The sequence below is a fragment of the Brachybacterium muris genome, from assembly GCF_016907455.1.
Classification (GTDB): Bacteria; Actinomycetota; Actinomycetes; order Actinomycetales; family Dermabacteraceae; genus Brachybacterium; species Brachybacterium muris.
The window spans coordinates 1,950,581-1,969,953 of sequence record NZ_JAFBCB010000001.1 but is presented as its reverse complement, the minus strand read 5'-3'; the positions used below and the strand labels follow the sequence as shown (position 1 = coordinate 1,969,953).

14 protein-coding genes and 3 pseudogenes are annotated in these 19,373 nt (G+C 67.0%); 5 read left to right on the top strand and 12 right to left on the bottom strand.

Features of this window, described 5'->3' with window-relative positions:
- Positions 1–63: 63 nt before the first annotated feature.
- Both JOD52_RS09125 and JOD52_RS09120 read left to right on the top strand, forming a co-directional pair.
- The gene (locus JOD52_RS09125; protein WP_017824159.1) at positions 64–1,482 is read left to right on the top strand and encodes a hemolysin family protein; all 1,419 of its coding nucleotides are present in this window, start codon (positions 64–66) and stop codon (positions 1,480–1,482) included.
- Positions 1,479–2,510, top strand: coding sequence for a hemolysin family protein (locus tag JOD52_RS09120; protein WP_017824158.1), 1,032 nt, complete (start codon positions 1,479–1,481; stop codon positions 2,508–2,510). The genes JOD52_RS09125 and JOD52_RS09120 overlap by 4 nt, the downstream gene beginning before the upstream one ends.
- Here JOD52_RS09120 and JOD52_RS09115 read toward each other — a convergent pair.
- From JOD52_RS09115 to JOD52_RS09100, 4 genes are all read right to left on the bottom strand, one after another.
- Entirely contained in the window at positions 2,507–3,748 is a 1,242-nt protein-coding gene (locus tag JOD52_RS09115; protein ID WP_017824157.1) for a saccharopine dehydrogenase family protein, read from the bottom strand. The two genes, JOD52_RS09120 and JOD52_RS09115, sit on opposite strands and share 4 nt — an antisense overlap.
- A 185-nt stretch (positions 3,749–3,933) precedes the next feature.
- Positions 3,934–4,680 (bottom strand): ATP-binding protein, encoded by a 747-nt coding sequence (locus JOD52_RS09110; RefSeq protein ID WP_338124028.1) that lies wholly within the window; start codon positions 4,678–4,680, stop codon positions 3,934–3,936.
- On the bottom strand, positions 4,677–6,239 hold the full coding sequence (gene istA / locus JOD52_RS09105; RefSeq protein ID WP_204408388.1) for an IS21 family transposase: 1,563 nt from the start codon (positions 6,237–6,239) through the stop codon (positions 4,677–4,679). Before istA (JOD52_RS09105) ends, JOD52_RS09110 begins: the two co-directional genes overlap by 4 nt.
- Positions 6,240–6,372: 133 nt before the next feature.
- Positions 6,373–8,961 carry a DEAD/DEAH box helicase gene (locus tag JOD52_RS09100; protein ID WP_204409595.1) on the bottom strand — a complete coding sequence of 863 codons (2,589 nt, stop codon included), beginning with the start codon at positions 8,959–8,961 and terminating at the stop codon, positions 6,373–6,375.
- 83 nt (positions 8,962–9,044) lie between these two features.
- On the opposite strand from JOD52_RS09100, the gene JOD52_RS09095 reads away from it, so the two are divergent.
- Positions 9,045–9,572 carry a DUF2199 domain-containing protein gene (locus tag JOD52_RS09095; RefSeq protein ID WP_204409592.1) on the top strand — a complete coding sequence of 176 codons (528 nt, stop codon included), beginning with the start codon at positions 9,045–9,047 and terminating at the stop codon, positions 9,570–9,572.
- Between the two features lie 129 nt (positions 9,573–9,701).
- Here JOD52_RS09095 and JOD52_RS09090 read toward each other — a convergent pair whose 3' ends face one another.
- From JOD52_RS09090 to JOD52_RS09080, 3 genes and pseudogenes are all read right to left on the bottom strand, one after another.
- Positions 9,702–10,499 (bottom strand): trypsin-like serine peptidase, encoded by a 798-nt coding sequence (locus tag JOD52_RS09090; RefSeq protein WP_239551851.1) that lies wholly within the window; start codon positions 10,497–10,499, stop codon positions 9,702–9,704.
- Between the two features lie 760 nt (positions 10,500–11,259).
- Positions 11,260–11,529: pseudogene (locus JOD52_RS09085) on the bottom strand (3-methyladenine DNA glycosylase); the annotation flags it as partial.
- 151 nt (positions 11,530–11,680) lie between these two features.
- The gene (locus tag JOD52_RS09080) at positions 11,681–12,655 is read right to left on the bottom strand and encodes a hypothetical protein (protein WP_204409590.1); all 975 of its coding nucleotides are present in this window, start codon (positions 12,653–12,655) and stop codon (positions 11,681–11,683) included.
- A 583-nt stretch (positions 12,656–13,238) separates the two neighbouring features.
- Between JOD52_RS09080 and JOD52_RS09075 the strand changes: the two are divergent.
- Positions 13,239–14,177: pseudogene (locus tag JOD52_RS09075) on the top strand (IS1380 family transposase); the annotation flags it as partial.
- 96 nt (positions 14,178–14,273) lie between these two features.
- Here the strand turns inward: JOD52_RS09075 and JOD52_RS09070 are convergent.
- Both JOD52_RS09070 and istA (JOD52_RS09065) read right to left on the bottom strand, forming a co-directional pair.
- On the bottom strand, positions 14,274–15,020 hold the full coding sequence (locus JOD52_RS09070; RefSeq protein ID WP_338124028.1) for an ATP-binding protein: 747 nt from the start codon (positions 15,018–15,020) through the stop codon (positions 14,274–14,276).
- Entirely contained in the window at positions 15,017–16,579 is a 1,563-nt protein-coding gene (istA, locus tag JOD52_RS09065; protein ID WP_204408388.1) for an IS21 family transposase, read from the bottom strand. The genes JOD52_RS09070 and istA (JOD52_RS09065) overlap by 4 nt, the downstream gene beginning before the upstream one ends.
- Before the next feature lie 163 nt (positions 16,580–16,742).
- Here istA (JOD52_RS09065) and JOD52_RS09060 point away from each other — a divergent pair.
- Positions 16,743–17,213: pseudogene (locus tag JOD52_RS09060) on the top strand (transposase); the annotation flags it as partial.
- A gap of 248 nt (positions 17,214–17,461) precedes the next feature.
- Here the strand turns inward: JOD52_RS09060 and JOD52_RS09055 are convergent.
- The 3 genes from JOD52_RS09055 to JOD52_RS09045 all read right to left on the bottom strand — a co-directional run bounded on the left by JOD52_RS09055 (position 17,462) and on the right by JOD52_RS09045 (position 19,260).
- Complete coding sequence (locus JOD52_RS09055) at positions 17,462–17,836, bottom strand: hypothetical protein (protein WP_204409586.1); 375 nt, start codon at positions 17,834–17,836, stop codon at positions 17,462–17,464.
- An 84-nt stretch (positions 17,837–17,920) separates the two neighbouring features.
- The gene (locus JOD52_RS09050) at positions 17,921–18,661 is read right to left on the bottom strand and encodes a 3-methyladenine DNA glycosylase (RefSeq protein ID WP_239551850.1); all 741 of its coding nucleotides are present in this window, start codon (positions 18,659–18,661) and stop codon (positions 17,921–17,923) included.
- Entirely contained in the window at positions 18,661–19,260 is a 600-nt protein-coding gene (locus JOD52_RS09045; protein WP_204409584.1) for a hypothetical protein, read from the bottom strand. Before JOD52_RS09045 ends, JOD52_RS09050 begins: the two co-directional genes overlap by 1 nt.
- Positions 19,261–19,373: the final 113 nt, after the last annotated feature.

The following is a 19,373-nucleotide window of genomic DNA, read 5'->3' as shown; positions in this document are numbered from 1 at the left end:
GACCGACGACTCCCCGTCTGCCAGTCCCCGGCCCACCAGTGCGCTCATCGGAGGGCGTGGCTGATGGGCACCACGATCCTCCTCCTGCTGCTCGGCATTCTCATCATCCTGGTGCTGATCGCCGCCAACGGCTACTTCGTGGCCCAGGAATTCGCCTTCATGTCAGTGGACCGTGCCAAGTTGCGCGCCGCGGCAGCCGGTGGCGACGAAGCGGCTGCACGTGCCCTCAAGGTCACCGAGCGCACCTCGTTTATGCTCTCCGGAGCGCAGCTGGGCATCACCGTCACCGGCCTGATGGTCGGCTACGTTGCCGAACCCCTGGTGGGAGAGGCCCTCGGCGATCTGCTCGGCAGGGCCGGCGTACCGGCCGCCGTGAGCATCTCGGTGGGCACCGTGCTGGCCCTGGTGATCGCCACCGTGGTGCAGATGATCTTCGGTGAGCTGTACCCCAAGAACCTCGCCATCGCCGCCGCGGACAAGGTGGCGCGCCTCGTATCCCGCACCACCCTGATCTACCTGGCCCTGTTCGGCTGGTTGATCTCCTTCTTCGACCACGCCTCCAATGCACTGATCCGCCTGCTGGGCATGGAGCCCGTGCACGACGTGGACTCCACCGCCACCGCCAAGGACCTCGAGCGCATCGTGCGGGACTCCCGCGCCAGCGGTGACATGCCCGAGGACCTCTCCAACGTCATCGACCGGGTGATCGACTTCCCCGAGCAGGACGCCGAGCACGCCATGGTGCCCCGCGCCAAGGTGGACACGGTGGACGAGGACACCACGATCGGCGAGATCCGCACCCTGATGGCCGGCGCTCACAGCCGCTACCCCGTGGTCTCCGACGAGGACGAGCCCGTCGGCGTGGTTCTGATGACCGACCTGCTGGCGGCCCGCCACCGGGACGAGGAGCCCGTCACCGTCGCCATGCGCGAACCGCTCATCGTGCCCGAGCGCATGCCGTTGCCGGACGTGCTCGAGGCGCTCAGCGAGGTGGGTCAGGAGATCGCCTGCGTGATCGACGAGTTCGGCACCTTCTCCGGGATCCTCACCGAGGAGGACCTGGCCGAGGAGCTCATCGGTGAGCTGCACGACGAGCACGACGAGGACACCGACGAGGTCACCGCCTCCGACGGCCCCGAGGACTCCTGGGAGATGGACGGCGACGTCCACGCCGACGAGCTGATCCGGCTGATCGGCTACCCGCTGCCGGAGGACGACTACGAGACCGTGGGTGGCCTGGTCATCGCCCAGCTCGGCGAGCTGCCCGAAGAGGGCCGCACCCTGACCGTGACGCTGCCGGCGGTGCCAAGCGACATGGTCGCCGACCAGCCGATGCGGCGCGAGCTGCACATCGAGGTGCTGGAGACCGACCGGCACGTGCCCAGCCGCCTGCGGGTCGAGCTGCAGGAGCACGAGGTCGATCCGGGCGAGCTGGAGGACCTGGACGACGACGAGACCCGTGACGAGGAGGAGCAACGATGAGCACCAATCCCGTCTTCGTCATCGTCGCGACGATCCTGCTGCTGGTGGCCAGCGCATTCTTCGTGATCATCGAGTTCGCCCTGCTGGGCGCACGAGGCCACCGTCTGGAGGAGGAGGCTGATACCAGCGCTTCCGCCAGGGCAGCGCTGAAGGGCATGCACGAGTTGACGATCATGCTGGCCGGCGCCCAGCTCGGCATCACCCTGTGCACCTTCGCCCTGGGCGCGATCACCAAGCCCGGCGTGGACAAGGCACTCGGGCCACTGCTGGAGACCATCGGTCTGCCGTCCCAGGTGGCGGGCACCACGTCGTTCGTCCTCTCCCTGTTGCTGGTGACGTTCCTGCACCTGGTGGTCGGGGAGATGGCTCCGAAGTCCTGGGCGATCGCCGCTCCCGAGACCGCTGCGAAGGTCATCGCGATCCCCTCCCGCGTGTTCATCACGTTGGTGCGACCCCTGCTCACCTTCGTCAACGCCGTCGCCAACCGCCTGGTGAAGGCCAGCGGCATCGAGCCCGTCGACCGCGCCGCCGTGGGAGGGCGGGACGCGGACACCATCCGCCAGCTGGTGGAGCACTCCGGCGAGCAGGGCGTGCTGGAGGAGGAGTTCCGCTCGCAGATCTCCGAGGTGCTGGACCTGGCCGACGTCCCGCTGCGCGAGCTGATCGACCCGGCCGATCGGGCCACCGCCGTGGATCGCGATGCCACCGTCGCCGATCTCCAGGCGGCCTCGGCCCGCACCGGTCACAAGCGGATCCTGGTGCGGGACCTGGATGCAGACGGCCCCGGTGTGATCCACGTGCGCGACACCCTGCTGGAGGACCCGGCCCGTCCCGTCGCCGAACTGGCTCGCCCCGCCTTCCGGCTCCAGGGGGACACCCCGGTGCTGGCCGCGCTGACCATGATCCGCGGAGAGAACGAGCAGCTCGCGGCGGTCATGGACGGGGAGGAGTTCCTCGGCGTGGTCACCTCGACCGACATCATGCGCAAGGTGCTGCCCCGCCGGGAGCCGCAGAAGACCGGCGCCTAGAGGGGGTCCACGCGCAACCGGAAACCCTGCGCCCGCAGCCGCTCCACGAGCACATCGCCCAGGGCCACGGCCGGTGTCAGCACGCCGCCATCGGGGTGGCAGTGGCCGGGGTCGACAGCCAGCGCGAGGGCGGCCTGTCCGATCATGACGGAGGTCGCGGCGTACCCGGGATCGCCCTGTGCTCCCACGGTGGCGAGGTACTCCCCGCTGTCGGTGGTGGTCCGTGCCTGCACCTCGAACCTGCCGGCGTCACGCTGCGCCGCGGAGGGGCCCTCGCCGGGCTCCGGCAGCAGGGCATCGACGATCCGCGACAGGCCCGGTGTGCTCAGCCCCAGCCACAGCGCCGCGAGTCCGGTTCGGAGCGCCTGTGCACGCCGGCGTCCCCTCCGCCCTCGCCCGGTGTCGACCATCTCGCGGTACCGGAACGCCGCGCCGTACCCCGCCGGTGTGTCCCCGTGCTCGCGCAGCAGCGCGTGGCTGCGGCGCACGATACGGGTGTTGTAGGACGCCATCACGAACGGCGCCGTCCACCGACCCGATGCGGACTCGATGAAGATCTCGGTCGAGTCGTCCTGCCCGGGCAGGCGCGGCTCGGTGGCCCGGTCCGGTGCGAGCGCGTAGGGATCGGCGGCCAGCTGCGCTGCCTCCCGGTCCGAGCGGACCAGGGTGAGCTGTTCGCGCATCGAGTCGACGGTGCCGCCGCTGAGGCCGCCGCGCAGCTGCGTCACCAGCAGCGTGGTGTCGCCCAGCCCGCCGGCGCCGTCCGCGGTGGCGGCGCCGTGCAGGAGGTGGACGGCCAGGTCGGAGGGGACCGAGTCGAAACCGCAGGAGTGCACGATGCGGGCTCCAGTGCGCACCGCCTCGTCGTGGGCGCGGTCGATCGACTCGCGGACGAAGGCGACCTCCCCGGTCAGGTCCACGTAGTCGGTGCCGGCTCGGGCGCACTCGAGCACCAGGGGCAGGCCGTGGCGGTGGTACGGGCCGACGGTGCTCGCCACCACGCGGGCCGCCCCGGCGAGGTCGGCCAACGCGGCGTGGTCGCTGCTGTCGGCGGTGAGGAGAGCCCACTCGGACCGGCCGTGACGGTCCCGCACCTCCTCCAGCCGGGCGAGGGTGCGTCCTGCCAGGGCGATGCGCACCCCAGCAGGGGCCTGATCGGCCAGGTGCTGGGCCACCAAGCGGCCCACGAAGCCGCTGGCACCGAAGAGAACGAGGTCGAAGCGCCGTGTCTGGTTCATCCGGCAACCGTACGCGGCTGCTGGGCACTCCGGCGGGACGCGCGGACGACCTCAGTGCCCGCCCAGCTCGCCTGAGTATTCGTAGTCGTGGGAGCCACCGAATCTTGCTCTTGGGGACCGCCGATCGTGCCGACGGGGGCCAGTAGCCGCCGCGGTGGGGACCACTGGCTCCCGCCGGCATCGGGTCACTGGGGCAGTGCGGTGTGTTCTCGCATGTTCCTGTCGCCGGTGTCGATCCAGATTGTGTTGTGCACGATGCGGTCCATGATCGCATCGGCGTGGACTGCTCCACCGAGCCGGGCGTGCCAGTCCTTCTTCGGGTACTGGGTGCAGAACACGGTCGAGCCGGTGTCATAGCGGCGCTCGAGCAGTTCCAGCAGCATCGAACGCATTCCCTCGTCAGGATGGTCCAGCAGCCACTCGTCGATCACCAGCAGCGAGAACGTGGAGTACTTCCGCAGGAACTTCGTCTGGCCCTGCGGCTTGTCCTTTGCCAGGGCCCAGGCCTCTTCGAGGTCGGGCATTCGGATGTAGTGGGCTCGGAGCCGGTGCTGGCAGGCCTGCTTCGCCAGCGCGCAGCCGAGGTAGGACTTCCCTGAGCCGGTGAAGCCCTGGAAGACCACGTTCTGTTGCCGCTGGATGAAGGAGCAGGTTGCCAGTTGCGCGATCACGTTCCGGTTCAGTCCCCGTTCCTCGACCAGATCCAGCCGCCGCAGGTCCGCTCCGGGATAACGCAGCCCCGCCCGGCGGATCAGACCCTCGACCTTTCCATGATTGAAGATGGAATGCGCCTCGTCCACGATCAGCTGGAGCCGTTCCTGGAACGACATCCCCAGCACGTGAGCCTCATCCTGGGCATCGATCGCGTCCAGCAGCGCGGTCGCGCCCATCTCGCGCAGCTTCCGCTTCGTGTCGTTATCGATCACGCTCACCGGACACCTCCGGCGTAGTAGTCGGCGCCACGGACGTATCCGCCGTCTTCCGCGGGTTCCTCGCGGGGTGGACGCAGGGCGGCGACCTTGTCCTGCCCGGTGGCCAAGATCGGGTGCAGATGCGCATAGCGCGGTGAACGGACCCGTCCCGTCAGCGCGAGTGCGCAGGCCGCCTCGACCCGATCTACGGAGAAGCGGCGAGAGAGCCGTAGCACCGCCAACGCGGGATCCAGGCCCTGTTCCACGATCGGCACGGACTCGAAGATCCGCTGGATCACGATCACCGTGGCCGGCCCGACCCGATCTGCCCACGCCCGCACCCTCTGCGCGTCCCAGGCCTGGAAACGCTCGCCCGCAGGTAGGTCCGCGTCGTTGGTGCGGTACTCATTGCTCGCGGTCTCCGGGAGCAGCAGGTGACTGGTCAGTCGCTGGCTGCCCTGATAGATCTCCAGCGTCCGGGCCGTGATGCGCAGATCGACCTTCGCGCCGATGTGCGCGAACGGCGCGGAGTAGAAGTTCCGCGCGAACGTGACGTGCCCGTTCCTGCCCACTCGTCGTCCGTAGTGCCATGTCGAGATCTCGTAGGGCACCGCCGGCAGCGGCGTCAGCAGCGGCCGCTCCTCCGCGTCGAACACGCTGGCGCGGGATCCGGGCCGCTTCTGGAACGGCTCCGCGTTATAGGCCTCCATCCGCTGCCCGATGGCGGCTGCAAGTTCGGGCAGGGACGTGAATCGCTGATCCCGCAGCCCGGCGATGACCCAGGTCGCGACGTGCGCGACGGTGTTCTCCACGCTCGCCTTGTCTTTCGGTTTCCGCACCCTCCCCGGGAGCACCGCCGCCGAGTAATGCGCTGCCATCTCGCGATACGCATCGTTCAGGACGATCTCGCCCTCGCGGGGGTGCTTCACCACACCGGTCTTGAGGTTGTCCGGAACGATCCTCGGGACCGTCCCGCCCAGCGCCTCGAACATCGCTACGTGCGCTCGCAGCCAGGACTCCTGGCGCATATCCAGCGCCGGGAAGCAGAACGCGTAACGAGAAAAAGGCAGGCAGGCAACGAACAAGAACACCTTCGAGACCTCGCCGGTGACCGGATCGGCCAGCTCCATCGTGGGGCCGGACCAGTCGACCTCCACGCTCTGGCCGGCCTTGTGACCGACTCTCGAAGCGGCACCGGTGACCATGACGTGGTGCTGGTAGGTGCGGCAAAACCGGTCATACCCCATCGCCGGATCCCCAGCCGCCGTGGTCGCGTCGAAGTACTCGCCGTGCAACAGCTTCAGCGTCACGCCGACCCTGGCCATCTCTCGATGGACCTGTTCCCAGTCCGGCTGTGCGAACACGCTCTCGTGCTCGCCCCGGCCCGGGAACAACCGGGCATACACCTGCTCATCGGCGACGTCCGCGATATCGCCCCACCCGATCCCTGCAGCGTCAGCGGCCTCGAACACCGCCCTCACGGACTTGCGGGACATGCCCTGCGAGGACGAAATCGCTCGCCCCGACAGACCTTCTGCGCGCAGCTGGAGCACCAGCTTCGCCCTGATCTTCCGTACCATTCCAGATTGCTCCTTCCGCCGCGTGCCCTATACACACGGCGGAAGGAGCGTAGACAGAGCGGCCCCAACGACACCACTGGTGGTCCCGAACGACGCCACCGCTACGGCAGCGACGTGGCACCCGAACCCTCGATCAGCGGACCCCAGCGAGGCGAATATTCACGCCCACGTGGGTGATCGCCAGCACCGGCTCGCCGGCCTCGTCGGTGGCCTCCAGGTCCAGCTCCGCCTCGATGCCCCAGTCGCGGTTGTGGTCCGGGTCATCCAGCACCTGGCGGATCCGCCACACCTTGGACTCCTCGGTGATCTGCAGCAGCTGCGGTGAGCGGGCCGGGCCGTCTATCCCCACGTGGTCGTAGGTGTCGTAGTAGTCGTCCATGGCCTCGGCCCAGGCCTTCCGGTCCCATCCGGAGGCGCCGTCCAGCTCTGCCAGGCGTGCCTCCCGCTCGAAGGCGAAGTGCTCCACCCGCTGCCACATCGCCGAGCGCACCATCGTGCGCAGCACCTTGGTCTGGGCGGACAGCCCCCGCGGGGTCGTGGGCCTGATCTCCTCGGCGCCGTCGGGAGCGTCCTCGGGATGGGTGAGGGCCTCCCACTCGTCCAGCAGGGAGGAGTCGATGCCGCGCACCAGCACGCCCAGCCACTCGATCATGTCCTCGAGCTGCTCGGTGCGCAGGTCCTGGGGGATAGTGCGGCGCATCGCCTGGTAGGCGTCCGAGAGGTACCGCAGCACGATGCCCTCGGAGCGGGCCAGGGTGTAGCGCTGCACGAACTCGCTGAAGGTCTGCCCGGTCTCGTAGATCTCCCGCACGATCGACTTGGGGGAGAGGTCCCCGGCCCGCACCCAGGGGTGCTTGGCGCGATAGATCTCCAGTGCCGCCTCGAGGTCCTCGGCCAGGGGCTTCGGCCACGTGACCTCGTCCAGCTGCGCCATCCGCTCGGTGTACTCCACGCCGTCGGCCTTCAGCTCCGCCAGCAGCTCGCCCTTGGCGGCGTTCTGCTGGGCCAGCAGGATCTGCATCGGGTCCTCCAGGATCGCCTCGATGATCGAGACGGTGTCCAGGGTGACCGTGTCCGCCTCCTCGTCCAGGGAGTCGATCATCGCGATCGCGAAGGGGGCCAGCGGCTGGTTCATGGTGAAGTCCAGCTGCAGGTCCTCCACCAGGGCGATCCGGCGGCCCAGGTGGTCGGGCTCATCGAGGATCTCGATGATGTCGGCGTCGCGCAGCCCGCGGAAGATCTCCACGGCCTGCTTCACCAGCACCAGTTTCTGGGTGCGGGTCTGGTGGCTGGTCATGATCAGGTGCCGGCCCGCGGCGATCGCGTCCCCGGGGCGGGTGATCAGCGCCAGCACCATGGAAGCGGTGATCCGCAGGTGGGGGCGCAGCTGCTCCGGGGGGTTCTCCACCAGCTTGGTGAGGTTCTGCTCGGACCAGGTCACCGCACCATCGGGCACTTTGGGCTTGGGTTCCTTCTTGCGCTTCTTCGCGTTGTTGGGGGCCTTGCCGGCCTCCTCCCGGGCGCGCACCTTGGCGCGCTCGCGCTCGAACTCGATGGTCCAGATCGGGGCCTGGACCACCACGTGACCGACGGTGTCGTAGCCGGCCCTTCCAGCACGACCGGCGATCTGGTGGAACTCGCGGGCGTTCAGCAGGCGGGAGCGGCGTCCGTCGTACTTCACCAGTCCCGTCAGCAGCACGGTGCGGATCGGCACATTGATGCCCACACCCAGGGTGTCGGTGCCGCAGATGATCTTCAGCAGGCCCGACTGGGCGAGCTTCTCCACCAGTCGCCGGTACTTGGGCAGCATCCCGGCGTGGTGCACACCGATTCCCTCCCGCACCAGCTTGGACAGGGTGCGGCCGAAGCCCTTGGCGAAGCGGAAGTCGCCGATGATCTCCCGCACCCGCTCCTTCTCCTCAGCCGTGAGGATCTTCTGGCTCTGCAGGGCCTGTGCCTGCTCCAGCGCCTCCTTCTGCGTGAAGTGCACGATGTACACCGGGGCGTCGCGGTCCTGGAGGATCGTGGCGATCGTGTCCGGCAGCGGCTCCATCGACCAGCGGAAGTCCAGCGGCACCGGGCGGGGCGCGTCGTCGATCGTGGTGACCGGGCGGCCGGTGCGCTGCTCGAGGTCCTCCTCGAAGAAGGTGACATCGCCCAGGGTCGCGCTCATCAGCACGAACTGGCAGTTGGGCAGCTCCACCAGCGGCACCTGCCAGGCCCAACCGCGCTGGGAGTCGCCGTAGAAGTGGAACTCGTCCATCACCGCCAGGCCCACATCGGAGGTGGGACCGTCGCGCAGGGCATGGTTGGCGAAGATCTCCGCGGTGCACACGATGATCGGGGCATCGTGGTTCACGGAGCTGTCCCCGGTCATCATGCCCACGTTCTCCGCGCCGAACTGGGAGACCAGGTCGAAGAACTTCTCGCTCACCAGGGCCTTGATGGGGGCGGTGTAGTAGGCCCGCTCGCCGCGGGCCATGGCCGCGAACAGGGCTGCGTAGGCGATGGTGGTCTTCCCCGATCCGGTGGGGGTCGCTGCGATCACATGGTCCCCGGCGGCGATCGCCAGCAGCGCCTCCTCCTGGTGGGGGTACAGGGTGCGGCCGATCTCCTCCTGGGAGGCGATGAACCCGTCGACGATCCGGTCCTGCGCCGCCTCGTCGTCCGCGGCGACGGGGGAGGAGTGGTCACCGGGCAGGAAAGGGGTCAGCGAAGCCATGGGTCCAGTCTCTCAGGTGCGTGAGCGCCTACGATGCGTGCAGGGGCGGCCGACGGCGCCGGCCTTGAGGAAGGGGAGGTCCGATGGCCGACACCAGCTTCCACTGCGACGCCTGCGGTGAGCACCACGACGGGTCCCACGGCGGCGGGGACGACTGGCCCGCGCTGAGCTTCCACCGTCCCGACCCGTACCTGGAACTCACACCCGAGGAGCAGGAACGGGCACACGCCGACGACGACCTGGTGGTGATCGACTGGGGAGACCAGGTGGACCGCTTCATCCGGGTCACCCTGTCTCTGCCCGTGATCGGCCATCAGCGCACGCTCGAGTACGGGCCATGGGTATCCCTCAGCGAGCAGAGCTTCACCGACTACGTCGACCACTGGGACGATCCGGACCATCACGCCCACTACTTCGGCTGGCTCAGCACCGCGATCCCCGGGTACGAGTTCCCCCAGCCGTTGGCGATGCGAGTCACCACCCGGGGAGACCTTCGGCCCTTCCTCGAGCCCGATCCCGAGGTCGACCACCCGCTGGTGCGGGACTTCTACGACGGCATCAGCTACGAAGAGGCGGAGCTGCGGATCCGCTCCCTGCTGCTCGAGGACTGAACGACATCCCCCGAGGAAACGGCTATGCACGCGGGCACCCGGACGTGACGAAGGCCGGTGCCCTGGTGGACACCGGCCTTCGTCGCGCAGTCACGTGCCCGTGCTGTCACGCGGCCATGCAGGGTGAGGTCAGGCGACCTCTGCCTCCTGGTAGGCCTGCTTGGCCTCGTCACCGAAGTACGGGCCGTACATCACATTGGCCTGGGTCTTGTAGCCGAAGCTGTTCACCGAGTTCTGGTAGCCGCCGGCGTCACCGCCGATGAACCAGGGGCCACCGGAGGAGCCGCCGGTCATGTCGCAGTCGATGCCCTGGCTCTGGGTGCCGCCCAGGGTGTCGTCCGAGGTGGTGCCGTGGCACTGCTCCAGGCCCTCACCGTCGAACGGGACATCGGCCGGGTAGCCGTAGGCGCTGTATGCCAGACCGCGCTCCTCGTTGAAGGCGACGCCGGACGCTCCGACGGTCTCGGACAGGGTGCCCGCGGCGGTATCGGACTGCACCTTGGCGAAGGCCACGTCGTAGTTGATGTCCTCGCTGTTGATCCACTGGCTGGTGGAGACGATCTCGGTGGCCGCCCACAGTCCGTGGGGGGTCTCACCGTGGTCGTATCCCGGGGCGAACACCCAGTTGCTGGCCCAGGTGCCACCGCTGCTGGCGCAGTGACCCGCGGTGGAGACGGTGGAGCCGTTGGTGGAGGCCACCGAGTTGCCGGAGCACACGTAGTCGTTGCCGCCGACGGTGAAGAACACCTTGCCGATGTGGTCGGTGCCTCCAAGGTCTCCGCTGCCGGGAACGGTCTCGGCAGCGGTCTGCGGCAGGTTGCTGGTGGAGACCGACGGCACCTTCAACGGGGCAGCGTCCCGCTCGACCTCGGCGGGGGCCGCGCCCTTGTCCTCGACCAGCTCGTCGGCAGGGGTGGCCTGCTCCATCCGCTCCTCGGTCCATGCTCGGGCTGGAGATCGGATCGGCACCGGCGAGGCCGGCACTGCTGAGGGACAGGGTGAGGGCGAAGGCGGCGCCGCCGGCGAGCTTCACCCCGTTGCGGATCCGTGAGGAGCGTCTGGTCCGGTCGTTCTTGGTGATCGATGCGTTGGCCACGAGGGGAGTCCTTTCGAAGGGACTACGTGGACAGGTCCCGACTGCGGGAGCCGAGGCCAGTCATCGTAGGAGCGGTGACCTGGCCCACATCGGGGCACGACCCTCGCGGCGACCGATTCGTCCGTGTATGCCCGGCGGCACCAAAGGATGGACTTTCTCCTGCCGTGCCCGCTTCTCCCGTTACTCGCTGGTACTTCCGTACTGGTCCTCGGGTGCGATCACTCGGAGGTCCCCGGCTCCTGTTCGCCGGTGTCGTTGCAGGTAGAGGGTGGATCCGGGGTCCTGTCGGCCCGGTCCTCCTCACTCTCAGTCGGGACTTCACGGGTCATCGGCACCGGATTCGCTGCGTCACGACGCTCCTTCGTCCAGTACTCGAGACTCGACGCGGCATCCGGCGCCGCGGCGTCGGCGGTCGGGTCATCGGATCGGCGTGCGGTCATGGTGCTCCTCAGCTCAGTCCGGGAGTTTGAAAGGTGGCAGCAGGCACAGCACCTGAACCAGGCGCTCGTCTCCTCGGTCCCGGATGTGATGGGCGGGCGTGCGGTGTCCATCGTGCATGATCCGGTCCCTGCGCGACAGGGGCGGGCCCGCTCAGGGAGCGTCGACCGGCAATCCCTCGAGCTCACCCAGGATCCGCCCGCGGAGCTGCTCGGCCCTGTCGACCAGGGCACGTTGCCGCCGCACGTACTCCGCCTTCCCGGCAGGCGTCTCGATCGGGACCACCCCGTAGCCCAGGGGCCGCACGTCATACGGGCTCGCTTCCATGTCCAGCACGCGGGTCTCGCGGGCGTGCTCGAAGCAGTCCAGCACCAGGGAGCTCGGCACCAAGGGGGAGAGCTTCATCGCCCACTTGTACAGGTCAGGAGAAAATAGCACTCAAAGTTGCGCCTTTACGGCCATAGCTTGGGAGTCAACGTTTGTGATCCGCTACGGTTCCGACGCACGATCGGTATAGAGCGACCATGACCTATCCCTCAACTTTCATGCAAAGCCGTTCAAAGAGGCAGATTACCTAAATGGTTGCTTCGAAACCCACTCCCCAGGACTGGGCTAGGGGCTTGAGGTGATTCCACGCTAGGGTATCCGAGCGGTCTTCCTCGAAAGTAATCCCGAAAGCCGTGCGATTGAAAAAGCACCATCGCGACAGAACGCCCTCCCGCCGGGTAAACGCTGTCACGAAGAGTATCTCGCGTCGACCTTCCCGGTCGGAGATTTCGCCGTATGGATCAGCCGTTGCTGAATGCGCGCTTGCGTACCAGGCTTCGGCTATCTCGAAGAAGCCGTCCGCGCCAAGTCGCGTTGCAAGCTCGGCCAAACGCAAGGAGTGCATATATTTATCGGTCCGGTCGCCTAGCTCGACCGCTTCGTTGTGAACGATAGTAGTACCTCGATACAGCATCTGTATTCGAAGGTGATAACCGTCGGCGGCAAGCACTCTCTTGGCGTTATTGAACTGAGGTAATACTAGATCGAGGGGGGAGGACACGTCTTTCGGCAGAACCCGAAGCGGCCCATAACGCTCCACTAATTCTGGCAGCGTACTATCATCTCGCTCGATTCTCGTAATGCGGTGCGCGCTGGCAAGGCCGGTTTTCGGAGAGACTAGCTCTAGCCGGTCAGTTTCCTTTGCTCGCATGCAGTTCGGCGTTGTGGTTTTGTCCGTAATTTGCTCCGCGAAGGCGGAATAGTTCCTGCCGCTTAGAGGCGCGATGAGGCTGGCTTCGCAGTCTATTACGAGTTTTGCCAGTACGCCGTAGCAGTGTGAAAGAGCATCCAGAAGCTCCCACTCGGGAATCTCAGGGACGGTCCACCGTCGCTCCATCCCGAGCGCTTGAACTCTAGGCGAATTGCCGGAGGCTAATTTGTCATTCTCGACAACCTCGGCGGCGCTTAAGAGTGGCTCTATTGCGTAGTTGCTATAATCGGCGCCATTTACCTTGTACTGGCGAAACGCGGCAACATCATCGTAGGTGAAGAGGTGCCACACTCGGAGGGTTGAACGTGAATTTAGATCGCCAACCTTGGTGATTTCCGTGCGAGCGTTACTTGCCCATTTGCATACGTCGTCTGATCGAAGTGTCTGGGACCATGGTGCATACCACTCATCGAATCCCTCTACTTTATTCCGGAGAGCCGATTGAAGGGCGAATGTTACGTTGCGTAGCTCTTGAATGCAGCTATTTAGGCCAAAAGTAAAGTCATTGGGGTCGTTGTAGCCTTCGCGGGCGGTATGCCATGCGCGATGCGCGGCTTCAAGTCGCCTGTGCACGACTGGTATGCGGCACGTGCTCGGCATCATGCAGGTGCTCGGGGCGCGGTGGCTGGTTCTGCCTGTGCTCTCCATATGACGCTTCCTAACGGCTCTGTTCGGCGGCATCCTGCGCCGCGTTCGACGCTAGAGGAATCGTACGGTGCCGGGAGCTGCGGGTCGTAGGGGTGCGCAGTTAACCTCGGGCTTTCATCGTTGAGGTGTCCGAGGGGTGGTCGTAGACGCGGAAAGGTGCTCCTGACCTGGAAGAATAGGGCTTGCTTAGGGTCCAATTCTCCAAGGTCGAAGGAGCACCTTCAGGGTGAACACTACCGGGTTGTATCCGCGGGTGCAGGTTGATGTCGCACCGAGTGCGGCGGTGGGGCAGGCGGGTGGGGTGCTGCTGACCGAGACGGTCCGCGCCACCGGTCTGGACCGGGCCCTGTCGCAAGCGCTGGGACCGTGGCGGCGCCCGTTGGCGCAGCATGATCCAGGCAAGATCCTGCTCGACCTCGCGCTGACACTGGCTGTGGGCGGGGACTGCCTGGCCGACGTCGCCGCGGTGCGGGCCGAGCCGGACGTCTACGGTCAGGTGGCCTCGGATCCCACGATCTCTCGCCTGCTCGCGCTCCTGGCCAGCGATGTCGATGCTGCCGAACGCGCGATCAACACCGCCCGGCGCCGCGCCCGCGAGGCGGCGTGGGCTCGGGCCGGCAGCCATGCCCCGAGCCATCACGTCACCGCGAAGAACCCGCTGGTCATCGATCTGGACGCCACCCTCGTGACAGCTCATAGCGAGAAGGAGAACGCACGAGCGACGTTCAAGAAGGGATTCGGGTTCCATCCCCTGCTGGCCTTCGCCGACCACGGCGAAGGCGGTGGTGGGGAGATGCTGACCTGCCTGCTCCGGCCCGGGAACGCGGGCTCGAACACGGCTGCTGACCACAAGACCGTGATCAGACAGGCGCTGGCCCAAGTAGGGCTGGGGCCCAGGCCGGGGAAGAAGGTGCTGATCCGGATCGACGGTGCCGGCTCCACCAAGAAAACCATCGAGGAGCTGGTCAAACGCCGGGTCTCGTACTCGGTGGGATTCACGTTGCCCGCCAACACCCCGGAGGTCTATCGGATCATCCCCGAGCATGTCTGGGAGCCGGCCTATGACCCCGACGGCACCCCACGAGAAGGGGCGGACGTGGCCGAGCTGACCGGACTGCTGGACCTCAAGGACTGGCCTGAGCAGATGCTGAGTATTCGTAGTCGTGGGAGCCACCGAATCTTGCTCTTGGGGACCGCCGATCGTGCCGACGGGGGCCAGTAGCCGCCGCGGTGGGGACCACTGGCTCCCGCCGGCATCGGGTCACTGGGGCAGTGCGGTGTGTTCTCGCATGTTCCTGTCGCCGGTGTCGATCCAGATTGTGTTGTGCACGATGCGGTCCATGATCGCATCGGCGTGGACTGCTCCACCGAGCCGGGCGTGCCAGTCCTTCTTCGGGTACTGGGTGCAGAACACGGTCGAGCCGGTGTCATAGCGGCGCTCGAGCAGTTCCAGCAGCATCGAACGCATTCCCTCGTCAGGATGGTCCAGCAGCCACTCGTCGATCACCAGCAGCGAGAACGTGGAGTACTTCCGCAGGAACTTCGTCTGGCCCTGCGGCTTGTCCTTTGCCAGGGCCCAGGCCTCTTCGAGGTCGGGCATTCGGATGTAGTGGGCTCGGAGCCGGTGCTGGCAGGCCTGCTTCGCCAGCGCGCAGCCGAGGTAGGACTTCCCTGAGCCGGTGAAGCCCTGGAAGACCACGTTCTGTTGCCGCTGGATGAAGGAGCAGGTTGCCAGTTGCGCGATCACGTTCCGGTTCAGTCCCCGTTCCTCGACCAGATCCAGCCGCCGCAGGTCCGCTCCGGGATAACGCAGCCCCGCCCGGCGGATCAGACCCTCGACCTTTCCATGATTGAAGATGGAATGCGCCTCGTCCACGATCAGCTGGAGCCGTTCCTGGAACGACATCCCCAGCACGTGAGCCTCATCCTGGGCATCGATCGCGTCCAGCAGCGCGGTCGCGCCCATCTCGCGCAGCTTCCGCTTCGTGTCGTTATCGATCACGCTCACCGGACACCTCCGGCGTAGTAGTCGGCGCCACGGACGTATCCGCCGTCTTCCGCGGGTTCCTCGCGGGGTGGACGCAGGGCGGCGACCTTGTCCTGCCCGGTGGCCAAGATCGGGTGCAGATGCGCATAGCGCGGTGAACGGACCCGTCCCGTCAGCGCGAGTGCGCAGGCCGCCTCGACCCGATCTACGGAGAAGCGGCGAGAGAGCCGTAGCACCGCCAACGCGGGATCCAGGCCCTGTTCCACGATCGGCACGGACTCGAAGATCCGCTGGATCACGATCACCGTGGCCGGCCCGACCCGATCTGCCCACGCCCGCACCCTCTGCGCGTCCCAGGCCTGGAAACGCTCGCCCGCAGGTAGGTCCGCGTCGTTGGTGCGGTACTCATTGCTCGCGGTCTCCGGGAGCAGCAGGTGACTGGTCAGTCGCTGGCTGCCCTGATAGATCTCCAGCGTCCGGGCCGTGATGCGCAGATCGACCTTCGCGCCGATGTGCGCGAACGGCGCGGAGTAGAAGTTCCGCGCGAACGTGACGTGCCCGTTCCTGCCCACTCGTCGTCCGTAGTGCCATGTCGAGATCTCGTAGGGCACCGCCGGCAGCGGCGTCAGCAGCGGCCGCTCCTCCGCGTCGAACACGCTGGCGCGGGATCCGGGCCGCTTCTGGAACGGCTCCGCGTTATAGGCCTCCATCCGCTGCCCGATGGCGGCTGCAAGTTCGGGCAGGGACGTGAATCGCTGATCCCGCAGCCCGGCGATGACCCAGGTCGCGACGTGCGCGACGGTGTTCTCCACGCTCGCCTTGTCTTTCGGTTTCCGCACCCTCCCCGGGAGCACCGCCGCCGAGTAATGCGCTGCCATCTCGCGATACGCATCGTTCAGGACGATCTCGCCCTCGCGGGGGTGCTTCACCACACCGGTCTTGAGGTTGTCCGGAACGATCCTCGGGACCGTCCCGCCCAGCGCCTCGAACATCGCTACGTGCGCTCGCAGCCAGGACTCCTGGCGCATATCCAGCGCCGGGAAGCAGAACGCGTAACGAGAAAAAGGCAGGCAGGCAACGAACAAGAACACCTTCGAGACCTCGCCGGTGACCGGATCGGCCAGCTCCATCGTGGGGCCGGACCAGTCGACCTCCACGCTCTGGCCGGCCTTGTGACCGACTCTCGAAGCGGCACCGGTGACCATGACGTGGTGCTGGTAGGTGCGGCAAAACCGGTCATACCCCATCGCCGGATCCCCAGCCGCCGTGGTCGCGTCGAAGTACTCGCCGTGCAACAGCTTCAGCGTCACGCCGACCCTGGCCATCTCTCGATGGACCTGTTCCCAGTCCGGCTGTGCGAACACGCTCTCGTGCTCGCCCCGGCCCGGGAACAACCGGGCATACACCTGCTCATCGGCGACGTCCGCGATATCGCCCCACCCGATCCCTGCAGCGTCAGCGGCCTCGAACACCGCCCTCACGGACTTGCGGGACATGCCCTGCGAGGACGAAATCGCTCGCCCCGACAGACCTTCTGCGCGCAGCTGGAGCACCAGCTTCGCCCTGATCTTCCGTACCATTCCAGATTGCTCCTTCCGCCGCGTGCCCTATACACACGGCGGAAGGAGCGTAGACAGAGCGGCCCCAACGACACCACTGGTGGTCCCGAACGACGCCACCGCTACGGCAGCGACGTGGCACCCGAACCCTCGATCAGCGGACCCCAGCGAGGCGAATATTCAGGTGCGGGTCATCGTCCGCCGCGAGCGACCGCACCCCGGGGCGCAGCTGCGGTTCGAGGACGTCGACGGTTACCGCCTGACCGCCTTCGCGACCAACACCACGCAAGGCCAGTTGGCGGACCTGGAAGTGCGCCACCGTCGCCGTGCTCGCTGCGAGGACCGGATCCGGGCCGCGAAAGACGCTGGCTTACGGAACCTGCCGCTGAAATCCTTCGCCCAGAACCGGATCTGGTGCCAGATCATCGCTCTGGCCAGCGAAATCACTGCCTGGATGGGCCTGCTCGCGCTTCCCGACTCCTCGGCACGGCGATGGGAACCCAAACGCCAGCGACTGCGTCTGTTCCAGACCGCCGCAACCTTCGCTCGCCATGCCCGGCAGCGGGTCCTGCATCTCTCGGACCGGTCACGCTGGGCCGGGATCATCCAGGCAGGCTACGACCGCCTCACCCAGCTTCCCGCCCCGGCCGGATAGCTCCCGGCCCCGTCGCTGACCGCACTCCCCAAGGACCCTGGCACCGGAACGCCCGGCCACCGCGATCGACACGCGGCGACCCGTCACACCCTCATGCCACAATCAGCTCGCGCACACCGGCAACGACGCCGGACACCGCCGCTCAGCAGCACCATGAAAGATCGAGGCTAACGCCAGGAGTCGTCCATCCGCACCTGAGCACAATTCGCCGAAAGTCGGGCGCTCTCCCGGTGCGTATGAACCACTGATCACGCGTCGGCTACAGGTGTTGCCTCAAACATCACGTCCTTGACGAGCAGGTCTCCAAGCATGTCGATCTGGTCACGGGTCACTTCAATGGCAATCTGGCGCTTGCCGCCGTCACGGTCCTCGAGGTTGAGGAGCAGGGTGGGCACGTTTCCCAAGCCGACCGCACTGACGCTTTCGAGTTTGGGCGGGAGGTCGGTACCCATGAAGATCGTGGAGTCGTTGGCCCCCGAGATGGAGAACTCCTCGCCCGCGCGGATCGCATCGGCGTGAAGTTGGCACGTCAACCACTCCAACCGCACCTCTCCTCCCGCCAGGAGGGGGAGGGGGGTCTTGGCTTCGGCGGGGCAACCGTTGACAGCGCAGGTCGTGGGCATTTCTTCTCCTATGTTCAGCGTGTGAGCTGAGCATACCTGTGCCGAGCACAAAGAGTGGTGTGCCTCACCAGAGGTACGATGTCTTTATGACGTGTGGAGGTCCATCCCCACGTGCAGGCAGGCCGGGTTGTCGTTGGCCTCCTGGGTGGCCCGGGTGGGCTGGGTGGCGTTGCGCGGGGCGGCCGAGGGGGTGAAGAAGCGGAACGCATCGATGTGCGAGCACACCAGGCGCTCCCTCTCCACCACTGCGTCGGTCTCGGCCTGGCTCAGGCGCAGCGGGAGGGCCTCGTGGCGCTGCTGTCCCGGTCGCAGTCCGTGCACCATCGCCCACTCATGCAGCCCGAAGCAGCCGAACTGCGGGGTGCGCCGCGCCATGGATGAGGCAGACAGCAGACGCACCATGAAGCCGAGCGCATCAGAGCGTTCGGCGAGATACCGGTCCACATCGGCCCGGCGCAGAAGCGTTCCCGCAGGAACGTCCCCGTCCGGGATCTCGGACTCGAACGTTCCCGCGGGAACGTCCACGTACCAGGTGCGTGAGCCGTCCTCCTGCACGTCACCGCCGATCCCGTGCCCCGCGGGGTCCAGGTCGGCGACAGGGTCGTAGGCCATGCGCCACCCCGGATGCCAGCGCCGCAGACGCGCAGTGGAGAACGGGTAGTAGGAGAACAGGAAGTCCTCCACGGGGTGCTTCTCACCTCGCGCGCGGCGCTCCCGGTGCTCGGCAGTGAGGGCGTCGGCCCGCTCCTCGTGGAGCAGCCGGGCCTGACGGGCCTGCGCAGCGGTGAGCACCCGTACGGGTGCCACGATCGACGGCGCCGTCATCAGGCTTTCTCCCGGTCGGGGGAAGCGGCAGCAGAGAACTCGCCGCGCAGGTATCTGCGGTGCGCGTCGATCGCCACCCGGGTGGGCATGAGGTGTTCGCGCGGATCGCGGGCCTGGGCGTCGTACGCCTCATTGCGCCAGAAGATGTATTGGTAGGCCGTCACGGTGGCGATGATGCGCTCGCCGTTGGCCGTAAGGCTGTGGTGGGTGAGGATGCAGGTGGCCCGGCGCCAGTACCAGTGGGCGCTGGACTCGATCCTCGCGATCTGCTCCCACGGGACCCAACGGCGGATCCAGTACCCGCGCACCTCGATGCCGGTGGTGGTCACCACCATGGCCATCGACGTGCTGCGCCACGTCAGTGCGATGAACACCCCGCCCAGGGCGGCTCCGACGAGGACCACTCCCAGTGCCACCACGATGCCCCAGGTCGACTGCATGGCGATCGCGACGAGGACCCCGAGCAGGAGCGCGGGGACCACGAAGACCGCTCCGGCGATCACCAGCCCGATCCGTTGCAGGATGGGGAAGATCGGGTAGAACTCGGCCCTGTACAGCTCCTGGCCCCGGCCCGGAGGTGCCGCCGTCGCAGTCCCCATGCATGTCCTTCCCGTTGCTCGTCTCATCCCACGCAGCATGGCGGGGCGGTGCGATCCATGATCGCACCGCCCCGGAGGTGGTGGTCCCGACCCTGCTCCCCACGGAGCCGGGA

What these genes read in the sequence shown, in the direction of transcription:
- JOD52_RS09120 (WP_017824158.1), top strand. Translation starts at nt 1,479, where the DNA reads ATGAGCACCAATCCCGTCTTCGTCATCGTCGCGACGATCCTGCTGCTG.
- JOD52_RS09095 (WP_204409592.1), top strand. Translation starts at nt 9,045, where the DNA reads ATGGCCGACACCAGCTTCCACTGCGACGCCTGCGGTGAGCACCACGAC.
- JOD52_RS09100 (WP_204409595.1), bottom strand. Translation starts at nt 8,961, where the DNA reads ATGGCTTCGCTGACCCCTTTCCTGCCCGGTGACCACTCCTCCCCCGTC.
- JOD52_RS09125 (WP_017824159.1), top strand. Translation starts at nt 64, where the DNA reads ATGGGCACCACGATCCTCCTCCTGCTGCTCGGCATTCTCATCATCCTG.
- JOD52_RS09090 (WP_239551851.1), bottom strand. Translation starts at nt 10,499, where the DNA reads ATGGAGCAGGCCACCCCTGCCGACGAGCTGGTCGAGGACAAGGGCGCG.
- JOD52_RS09115 (WP_017824157.1), bottom strand. Translation starts at nt 3,748, where the DNA reads ATGAACCAGACACGGCGCTTCGACCTCGTTCTCTTCGGTGCCAGCGGC.
- istA (WP_204408388.1), bottom strand. Translation starts at nt 6,239, where the DNA reads ATGGTACGGAAGATCAGGGCGAAGCTGGTGCTCCAGCTGCGCGCAGAA.
- JOD52_RS09055 (WP_204409586.1), bottom strand. Translation starts at nt 17,836, where the DNA reads ATGCCCACGACCTGCGCTGTCAACGGTTGCCCCGCCGAAGCCAAGACC.
- JOD52_RS09050 (WP_239551850.1), bottom strand. Translation starts at nt 18,661, where the DNA reads ATGACGGCGCCGTCGATCGTGGCACCCGTACGGGTGCTCACCGCTGCG.
- istA (WP_204408388.1), bottom strand. Translation starts at nt 16,579, where the DNA reads ATGGTACGGAAGATCAGGGCGAAGCTGGTGCTCCAGCTGCGCGCAGAA.
- JOD52_RS09045 (WP_204409584.1), bottom strand. Translation starts at nt 19,260, where the DNA reads ATGGGGACTGCGACGGCGGCACCTCCGGGCCGGGGCCAGGAGCTGTAC.